Source organism: Kitasatospora sp. NPDC088264 (assembly GCF_040685715.1).
Lineage (GTDB): Bacteria > Actinomycetota > Actinomycetes > Streptomycetales > Streptomycetaceae > Kitasatospora.
The window spans coordinates 1-8,632 of sequence record NZ_JBFBIR010000115.1 but is presented as its reverse complement, the minus strand read 5'-3'; the positions used below and the strand labels follow the sequence as shown (position 1 = coordinate 8,632).

The following is an 8,632-nucleotide window of genomic DNA, read 5'->3' as shown; positions in this document are numbered from 1 at the left end:
GCCCGTACGAGCAGGTGCTCGTACGGGCCGCCGCCGTTTCGTGTTACTCCATCGGGGACGGGCCGGCGGCCGGCGGCGCGGCGGGGAAGAGGATCGGGCTGAGCAGGTACGGCTCCCGGCCCGGCCCCGGCCCGTTCGCCAGCCGGGGCTCCAGGACGGCACGCAACTCGCCGCTGAACTCGGCGAGTTCCGCCGGGTCGAGCCAGAACGTGCCCTGCCGGTAGGCCACTCCCTGGGCGGCCGGGTCGGCGTCCTCGCGGTCGAGGTAGGCGTTGAACTCGGCGATCAGGACGGCCATCGCGGCGGCGAAGCCCCGGCGGTGGTCCTCCCGCGTCATCGTGGCGGCCACGGCGGCGTCCACGACCGGACGGTCCTCGCGCAGCCGGTAGTGCCGCTCGACGGCGCCGCGCACCCGGCGCTCCTCGGCGACCTCCAGGAAGCCGGCCTCGGCGAGCAGCGCGACGTGCCGGTACACCGTCACCTTCGACACGCCGGACAGCCGCTCGCACAGCTGCGACGTGGTGAGCACCTGCCCGCCGGCGAGAGCGTGCACCACACGCAGGCGCACCGGGTGGAGGAGGAGGTCTACCGCGTCGAGGTCCATTGCCCCACGATTTCACAGTCGCTATCTTTATCAAAGATGAAAACAGTGCGCCCGGGAGACGACCCGGGTGCCGGTTCCCAGGGGGGAAGCACCATGCGCCAGACGAACGGGCGGGCCATCACCGTCAACGGGCGATCGCTCTACGTCGAGGAGTCCGGACACGGCACGGACGTCGTGCTCTTCGAGTCGGGCCAGGGCCTCGGCCGCGTCTCCTGGGACCCGGTCCTGCCGCTGCTCGCGGACCGTGCCCGGCTGGTCGCCTACGACCGCGCCGGCTTCGGCCGCAGCGCCCGCACCGACGCCCCCCTCGACCTCGACGACTTGGCGGCCGACCTGGTCGCCCTCGCCGAGGCCGTCGCCCCCGGCCGGTTCGTCCTGGTCGCCCACAGCATGGGCGGCCTGGTCGCCCGCCTCGCGTACCAGCGCCTCGCGCCCCGGCTGCGCGGCATCCTGATGGTCGACACCACACCGGAGACCGCGCCCGCCTTCGACACCATCGACCAGATCGCCCGCCGCGTCGACCGCACGCTCGCCATCGGCCAACCCCTGGTCCGCAGCCGCCTGGTGGCCCGTCTGCTCAGCGGCACCGCCCGCCGGGTCTTCCCCACCGACACCTACGAGACCATGCTCGCCGAGGACTTCGTCCCGGCCGGCCTCGCCCAGACCCGCCGCGAGTTCCGCGCCGTCGCGGCCGCCGTCCCCCGGCTGCGCGCCGAACCCCCGGCACCCCCCGTCTGCCCGACCGTCCTGCTGTCCGCCGACCGTCCCCGCCGAGGCGGCGAACGCACCCACCCCGCCCTCCAGGAACACCAGCGCCGCTGGACCGAAACCCTCCCCGACGGCCGCTACGAGACCGTCGCCGCCGGCCACTTCATCCAGGGCGAGCGGCCCGACGTGGTCGCCGCCCGGATCCGCGAACTCCTCGACCGCGGCTGAGCGGTGGGCCACCGGGCCTCGGTCGACCGGCCGCAGAACGTCCGCCCGTCCGACCCGATCGCCGACCCGATCGCCGACCTCGGCCGGTTCACGCCAGCGGCAGCAGTCCGGGCACCGGGCCGCCGCGACGGGACAGCCGGCGCAGGAACGTCAGCACTCCGGGTGTCCCGACCGCCCAGGCGCGGGACTCGGCGGTCGGGTCGCCGCCGGGGAAGACCGGGCGGCCCGCCGGCCCGCCGGCGCGGGTGAGGAGCAGGGCTGCCAGTTGCTCCGCCGCGTGCCAGTGGCGGGGGTCGCCGGTGGCCGCGGCGAGGTCCACGAAGAGGTCGCCGACTCCGGCCAGGCCGCAGCAGCGGACCACCAGGGCGGTGCGCGGGGCGAGCGTCCGGCAGGTGTCGGCCGCGTCGGCGGCCAGGGCGAGGAGGGCGTCGTCGCCGTACCGGATTCCGGCCTGGACGAGGACCGTGCCGAGGCCTGCCAGGCCCCGGCACCAGGAGAGGTAGCGGCGGGTCGCCCCGGGCCGCAGGGCGGCCGCGCTGAGGCGGGGGAGGTCGGCGGCGAGTCCGTCGACGATGCGGCGGGCGGTCCGGCGGGACGCCTCGTCGGGCCGGGCGAGGAGGAAGTGGGCGATGCCCGCGCGGCCGTGCGCGAAACCCTCGGCGAGGGCGGCGGTGCCGGGGTTGGGCTCCTCGCCGGGATCGTCGAGGGGCCGGGCGGTCAGTGCCGTAGCGCACGCGGCGGCCGCCGCGAGGTGCCGGTCGGTGTCCCGGCCGAGGGCGGCGAGCAGCAGGTGGGCGGTGCCGATCCCGGCCGCCCCGGCGATCTGGTCGGCCCCGGCGGGCTCGTGGTGGCGGTGGTACGGGGACTTCGTGCCGGGCGGCTCCGTACCGAGGGTGGCGGCGGCCCGGGCGAGGAACAGGTCGGCGCCCGCCCGGCCCTGGTAGAGCGAGCCGTCGAGGCGGTCGAGCGCCGGGTGGCCGGCCGTCCAGTCGGCCAGGGCGGTGGCGGCGGCCCGGGCGTCGGGGCGGTCCGCGTGCTCCAGCAGTTCGAGGCCGAGGCCGGCGGCCCCGTCGTAGAGCGACAGCAGGGTGCGGGGTTCGGCGGCGCGCGGGTCGGTGGCGACCAGCTCGCGGGCCATCCGCACGCAGGTGCCGACGGTGTGGTCGACGGCCTCGCCGAGCGGGGCCCGCCGCGGCGCGGCCGAGCGCCGTGCCGGGGGTCGGCCGAGCGGCCTCCCGCCCCGCAGGCCGGCGGCGGCGGCCGAGCGCCGGTCCCCGTCCGGGCTCACCAGGCCCGCGACCAGGGCCACCGCGGAATCCGCCGAGTCCGAAGGGCCGGGGAGGGCCGCACGCAGACAGGCCAGGGTGCGGTCACGGTTGGTCGCCGGGTCGGGGTCGATCACCACCGGGTCGAGGCCGGTGAGGGCGTGGTGCAGCGTGGTGCCCAGCGCGTAGTAGTCCTCGGTGGGGTCGGTCCCGGTGGCGCCGGGCAGCCCGTAGCCCGCCGTGGCCCCGGGCGGTCGGGCGCCGTCGAGGGCGCTGACACCGAAGTCGACCAGCGAGCAGCGGCCGGCGGCGCCGAGCACCACGTTCGCGGGTTTCAGGTCGCAGACCACCACGCCGCGCGCGTGCACCGCGTCCAGGGTCCGCAGCAGTCCGCGCGCCAGGTCCCACCAGTCGCGCCCGCCGGTGCCCGGCCCGGGGTCGTACGGGCCCGCGGCGAGGACGTCGCGCCGCAGGTCGCGCGGCCCGCACGCGCCGCTGACCAGGTACTCGTCGGCGCCGTGCCGGAAGTAGTCGACCAGTACCGGTACCCCGGGCACCCCGGCCAGGGCGGTGAGCACCCGGCGTTCGTGCCGGAGCCGGCCGCGCGCGTCGGTGCCCGCGCCGTCCTCGCCGACGTGGGCACGGGCCTGTTTGACCACCACCTCGCGCCCGGTGGCGAGTTCGACCGCGCGGTAGACGTGGCCGTTCGGCGAGCGGGTGATCCCTGCGGTGATCCGGTACCGGCCCTCGCCGACCCGGGTGGTCGGCGGCCGGGCGGCGGCCGCGACGGGCGTGAACGGGTCGCTCGCCCAGGGCGGTTGGCGGTAGCGGGCTTCGGCCAGGCCGGGGAAGACCGACCCGTCCGGGCCGGTCATGCCGTAGTCGGCGCCGTCGTCCGTGACCCGGAACAGTCCGTAGCGGTAGTAGACCGGCGCGTCCGGCCGGAGCCGGCGGTCGCTCACCACCCGGGGCCCGGCCCAGCCGGCCAGCGCCCGGGCCAACTCCGTTCCCAGCGCGACGAGGTCCGCCTCGTCCGGGTAGACCGTGACGGCCTTGCCCACGGCCGCGGGGCCGCGCAGCCCGCTGTTGAGCTCCCGCAGCACGGCCGCGCCCGCCGCGAACTTCGCGTCGCAGGTGCGGCGCAGCAGGATCGGGACCACCGCGTCCAGTAGCTGCGGGAGTTGGCCCTGCCGGGCGGACAGGTGGAGCTTCCAGCCGTGGGCGCGCGCCGGCATCCGCGGGTCCTGGAGGTACCACCACTGCCCGTCGGTGTGCAGCGGGCGGCGCGGGCCGGGCGCGGCGGCCGCCAGGTCGGCGACCCGGCGGCGCAGTGCCTCGGCGGAGCCGGGGTCGGGTGGTGTGGTCATCGCTCCGCCCCTCCCCCGGTCCGCTTCCTCGGTACGGGTCAGCAGTCCACGGCGCACTCGAAGCGCGTCGGAACGTAGGTGACCCACGGGTCGGCGAGACACGCGACCGGGGCGAGGTCCGCGTCGTGCTCGTCCTCGAAGACGATGGCGTCCTCGTCGATGTCCAGCAGGCCTGCGTCGCGGATCTCGGTCACCACTGCGCTCATGGGTGGTTCCTCCCTTGGGGGTTGGACCTGCTCTCCTGGATCACGCCGGGCGCGCGGGACACCTGGGCACGCTGATGCGACGTGACCCGCAAGAGGGGGCCTGGGCCGGTGTTCCTTGCGGTTGGCGCCTCATGCTAGCCACGCCGACCGGTCCGCGACAGGGGTTCGACACCGCCAACTCGGCCGCTCAGCACCGCGATTCCCGGCGACCGGAACGGACCGTTCAGTCGCTCACCAGGCGGCGGCCGGTGATCTCGTCCGGGCTGATCCGGATCCAGCAGGTCCGGTCGCCGCCGGCCCAGGGGATGGCGCCGGGGAGGCCGGCCAGGTGGTGCAGGACGGCGGGGTCGTGCACGTGGTGGGCGGTGCCGAGGAGGAGGACGCTCCAGCCCCGGCCGAGGTATTCGTCGATGTGGTCGATCTGGAAGGAGAGCGAGGTGCCCTCGGCCGGGGCGCCTCGCTCGGTGGTGCGGTAGGCGATGGCGGCGTCGTCGACGACGTAGTTGACGGGGACGACGACCGGGCCCGGCTGGAGCGGCAGGGCGATGCGGCCGACGCCGTGGGTGCCGATCAGCTCCCAGCACTCGGGTTCGGTCAGGCCGAACAGCCGCGGGTGCGGGCCAGGGCCGCCCTGGCCGGGCGGGGCGTCGGCGCGGCCTTCGAGCAGTTCGCCGCGGCTGAGGCCGAGTGCGGCGGCGATCCGGACGAAGCCGCCGGGATCGAAGGCCGGTCCGGCTTCGAGTAGGTAGCGGAGGTAGCGGGGGGCCATGGCCGCCTGGTGGGCGAGGTCGTCCTCGCTGAGGCCGAGTTGTTCGCGCCGCTCGGCGATCCGGCCGGCCACGGCGGCGGGTTCGGCCCGGTCGACGGCGTCAGGGGTGTCGTTCACGGTGGTGGCTCCTCGGCTTGCCGGCGGGTGCCCGAGGTCGTGTCCCGGGGTCGTGTCCGGGCGGTGACCAGGCCGGATCCATCCAAGCGCCCGGCGTGCGCCAAGTCGAGGAACGGCGGGGCGCCGTGCGTGTCGGCCCCGGCCGGGATGTTCGACGCGGGCCGGGACCGGTGGCGGGCCGAGGGAACGGGCCCCGACCCGGCCAGCTCCAAGATCAACTTTCGAACATCTCACATCTGCTTATAGATAAATTCATACGATCGGGTGAGTTTGGCGACGGTGCACACCCGATGGTTTGCACCGGTCCTCACGGCCCCTCATCGAACACGCTCACGCCCCCTCGGTGCGGCCGGAACAATCGTCGCGGCGGGCCGGCCGAGGCCGAATCCCCGCCTCCGCAACGAACTTGACGCCAACTCAGTTCTCCCGACCAGAACAGGGGCCAGCCATGACGACCGAGACCGTCCAGCAGAGTCAGCAGAGCAGGCAGAGTCTCAGCACCTCAGCCGCCAGGAACCTGGCCACCACCACCAAGACCGCGCCGCAGATGCTCGGGATCACCCCCCGCTACCTGCTGCGCGCCCTGCCCTGGGTGGACCTGGAGGCCGGGGTCTACCGGGTCAACCGCCGCCGGGGCTTCATCCTCGGCGACGGGCAGATCAGCACCTACGTCAACGGCGACGGCGCCTCCCGGGTGATCGCCGAGGACCTGCGCGAGCTGCCCTTCCTCAGCCAGGTGGACAGCCCGCTGCTCACCGCCCTCGCCAACGGCTTCGTCGAGCGCGAGGTGGCGCCCGGCGAGCTGATCGTCGACGCCGGTGCCCCCGCCGAGCAGCTGCACCTCATCGCGTTCGGGCGAGCCGAGCAGCGCGCCACCGGGGAGTACGGTTCGGACGCCCTGATCGCCGTCCTCGGCGACGGCGACTTCTTCGACGCCACCGCCTGGGTCGACGGCACCCCGATGCCCTACCGGGTCAAGGCGGTCAGCGCGTGTACCGTGCTCTCCCTCGACCGCCGGATGCTCGTCGAACTCGCCGACCGTGAGCCGTCGTTGCGCGCTCAGCTGGACGCCTTCGGCAACGACCGCCGGGAGCCCGCCGACCGCGAGCACCCGATCGACCTCACCTCGGGCCACTCCGGCGAGCCGTACCTGCCGGAGACCTTCGTGGACTACGAGGAGGCCCCCCGCGAGTACGAGTTGAGCATCGCGCAAACCGTCCTCAAGGTGCACACCCGGGTCGCGGACGTCTACAACTCCTCGATCGACCAGGTCCAGGCCCAGCTGCGGCTGACCACCGAGGCGCTGCGCGAGCGCCAGGAGTGGGAGATGCTCAACCACCCCGAGTACGGGCTGCTCAACAGCGTCGCGCCCAACCAGCGCGTGCGCACCCGCAAGGGCGCGCCGACCCCGGACGACATGGACGAGCTGCTGGCCCGGGTCTGGAAGCAGCCGGCGTTCTTCCTCGCCCACCCGCGGGCGATCGCCGCGTTCGGGCGCGAGTGCACCCGGCGCGGGGTGCCGCCGCAGATCGTGGAACTCTTCGGCAGTCCGTTCCTGACCTGGCGCGGCGTCCCGCTGCTGCCCTCCGACAAGCTCGACCTGAAGGGCTCGGCCACCTCGGCGCCCGGCACCACGAACATCCTGCTGATGCGGGTCGGCGAGGACCGTCAGGGCGTGGTGGGCCTGCGCCCGTCGAAGGTCCCGGACGAGGTGGAGCCGGGCCTCTCGGTGCGGGCGATGGGCGTGGACCGGCAGGCCATCACCTCGTACCTGGTCACCAGCTACTTCTCGGCCGCCGCGCTGGTGGACGACGCCATCGCGGTGCTCCAGAACGTCGAGGTGTCGAACTACCATGACTACTCCTGACGGATTCGGGCGCGGCACCGGGGTCACCGGAATGGGCCGACCGCCGCTCGACACCGGCTCCTCGACGAGCCCGGGAAGCGGCCCGGGAAGCGGCCTGGTACCCGGCCCGGTCCCGCTGCCCGCAGCGCTCGCCCACGCGGCGGGCGGTCCGCGGTACTGGCTGCCGCAGCAGCCGGACCAGGCGGCCCGGGCCGACCCCGCCACCCCGCCCTCCGCACCGCCGGGCGGGTTCGACGTCGAGGCCGTCCGGCGGGACTTCCCCCAGCTGCACCGGGAGGTGAACGGCCACCCGCTGGTCTGGCTCGACAACGGGGCCACCACCCTCAAGCCGCGCCAGGTGGCCGAGGCGGTCGCCGAGAGCACTACTCGATGGGCACCTCCAACGTCCACCGCGGTGCACACACCCTCGCCAAGCAGGCGACCCAGGTCTACGAGGAGGGCCGCGAGGAGGCCGCCAAGCTGCTCGGCACCCAGGACGCCGGCGAGATCGTCTTCGTCCGGGGCACCACCGAGGCCGTCAACCTGGTGGCACAGTCCTGGGGCCGCGCCAACCTCGGCGTGGGCGACGAGATCCTGGTCTCGGCGGCCGAGCACCACTCCAACCTGGTGCCCTGGCAGCTGATCGCCAAGGAGCGCCGGGCCCGGATCCGGCCGATCCCGCTGCTCCCCGACGGGCAGCTCGACCAGGACGCCTACCGGGACCTGCTCGGGTCGCGGACGAAGCTCGTCGCGCTCACCCACGCCTCGAACGTGCTGGGAACGGTCCCGCCGGTGGCCGAGATGACCGCGCTGGCGCACCGGTACGGCGCCAAGGTCCTGGTGGACGGCGCACAGGCGGTGAGCCACTTCCCGGTGGACGTCACCGCGCTGGACGCCGACTTCTACGCCTTCTCGGGGCACAAGATCTTCGCCCCGACCGGCATCGGCGTGCTCTTCGGCAAGCGCGAGCTGCTGGAGGCCATGCCCCCGTGGCAGGGCGGCGGCAACATGATCGACTCGGTGGGTTTCGAGGAGACCTCCTACGCGCCCGTACCGCACCGGCTGGAGGCGGGCACCGGCCACATCGGCGGGGTGGCCGGCCTGCGGGCGGCGCTGCGGTACCTGGCCGGGCTGGACCGCCAGGCCGCCACCGCGTACGAGGAACAGCTCACCGCGTACGCCATGGGCGCGCTGGCGACCGTCCCCGGGCTGCGCCTGATCGGCGACGCGCCGGGGAAGATCGGGGTGCTGACCTTCCTGCTCCCCGGCACCGACCCGATGGCCCTGGCCGGGGCGCTCGACCAGCAGGGCATCGCGGTGCGCGCCGGGCACCACTGCGCGCAGCCGGCGCTCGCCGCCTTCGGCCTGCAGAGCGCGGTGCGGGCCTCGCTGGCCCTGTACAACACCGTGCAGGACGTCGACGCCCTGGTGTCCGCCCTCCAGGGCGTCCAGGCGGCCTCGGCGGGGTAGGCCGGGGCGGCGGCGGGGGGGGGGGCGGGGGCGGGGGAAGACTAACACAACC

At 74.8% G+C, this 8,632-nt stretch carries 7 protein-coding genes; 3 read left to right on the top strand and 4 right to left on the bottom strand.

What is annotated here, in order from left to right; all coding sequences use genetic code 11:
- Positions 1–43: 43 nt before the first annotated feature.
- A complete protein-coding gene (locus AB0O82_RS38100; RefSeq protein ID WP_363589555.1) occupies positions 44–604 on the bottom strand; it encodes a helix-turn-helix domain-containing protein in 561 nt (186 codons plus the stop codon).
- Between the two features lie 93 nt (positions 605–697).
- Between AB0O82_RS38100 and AB0O82_RS38095 the strand changes: the two genes are divergently transcribed.
- Positions 698–1,540 (top strand): alpha/beta hydrolase, encoded by an 843-nt coding sequence (locus AB0O82_RS38095; protein ID WP_363589553.1) that lies wholly within the window; start codon positions 698–700, stop codon positions 1,538–1,540.
- An 88-nt stretch (positions 1,541–1,628) separates the two neighbouring features.
- Here AB0O82_RS38095 and lanL read toward each other — a convergent pair whose 3' ends face one another.
- From lanL to AB0O82_RS38080, 3 genes are all read right to left on the bottom strand, one after another.
- Complete coding sequence (gene lanL / locus AB0O82_RS38090) at positions 1,629–4,172, bottom strand: class IV lanthionine synthetase LanL (RefSeq protein ID WP_363589551.1); 2,544 nt, start codon at positions 4,170–4,172, stop codon at positions 1,629–1,631.
- 38 nt (positions 4,173–4,210) lie between these two features.
- Entirely contained in the window at positions 4,211–4,378 is a 168-nt protein-coding gene (locus AB0O82_RS38085; RefSeq protein ID WP_363589549.1) for an SflA family class IV lanthipeptide, read from the bottom strand.
- A 223-nt stretch (positions 4,379–4,601) separates the two neighbouring features.
- Positions 4,602–5,264 carry a pyridoxamine 5'-phosphate oxidase family protein gene (locus AB0O82_RS38080; RefSeq protein ID WP_363589547.1) on the bottom strand — a complete coding sequence of 221 codons (663 nt, stop codon included), beginning with the start codon at positions 5,262–5,264 and terminating at the stop codon, positions 4,602–4,604.
- Between the two features lie 448 nt (positions 5,265–5,712).
- Between AB0O82_RS38080 and AB0O82_RS38075 the strand changes: the two genes are divergently transcribed.
- Positions 5,713–7,131 carry a family 2B encapsulin nanocompartment shell protein gene (locus AB0O82_RS38075; RefSeq protein ID WP_363589545.1) on the top strand — a complete coding sequence of 473 codons (1,419 nt, stop codon included), beginning with the start codon at positions 5,713–5,715 and terminating at the stop codon, positions 7,129–7,131.
- A 369-nt stretch (positions 7,132–7,500) separates the two neighbouring features.
- Positions 7,501–8,580 (top strand): cysteine desulfurase, encoded by a 1,080-nt coding sequence (locus AB0O82_RS38070; RefSeq protein ID WP_363589543.1) that lies wholly within the window; start codon positions 7,501–7,503, stop codon positions 8,578–8,580.
- The last annotated feature ends 52 nt before the right edge of the window (positions 8,581–8,632 follow it).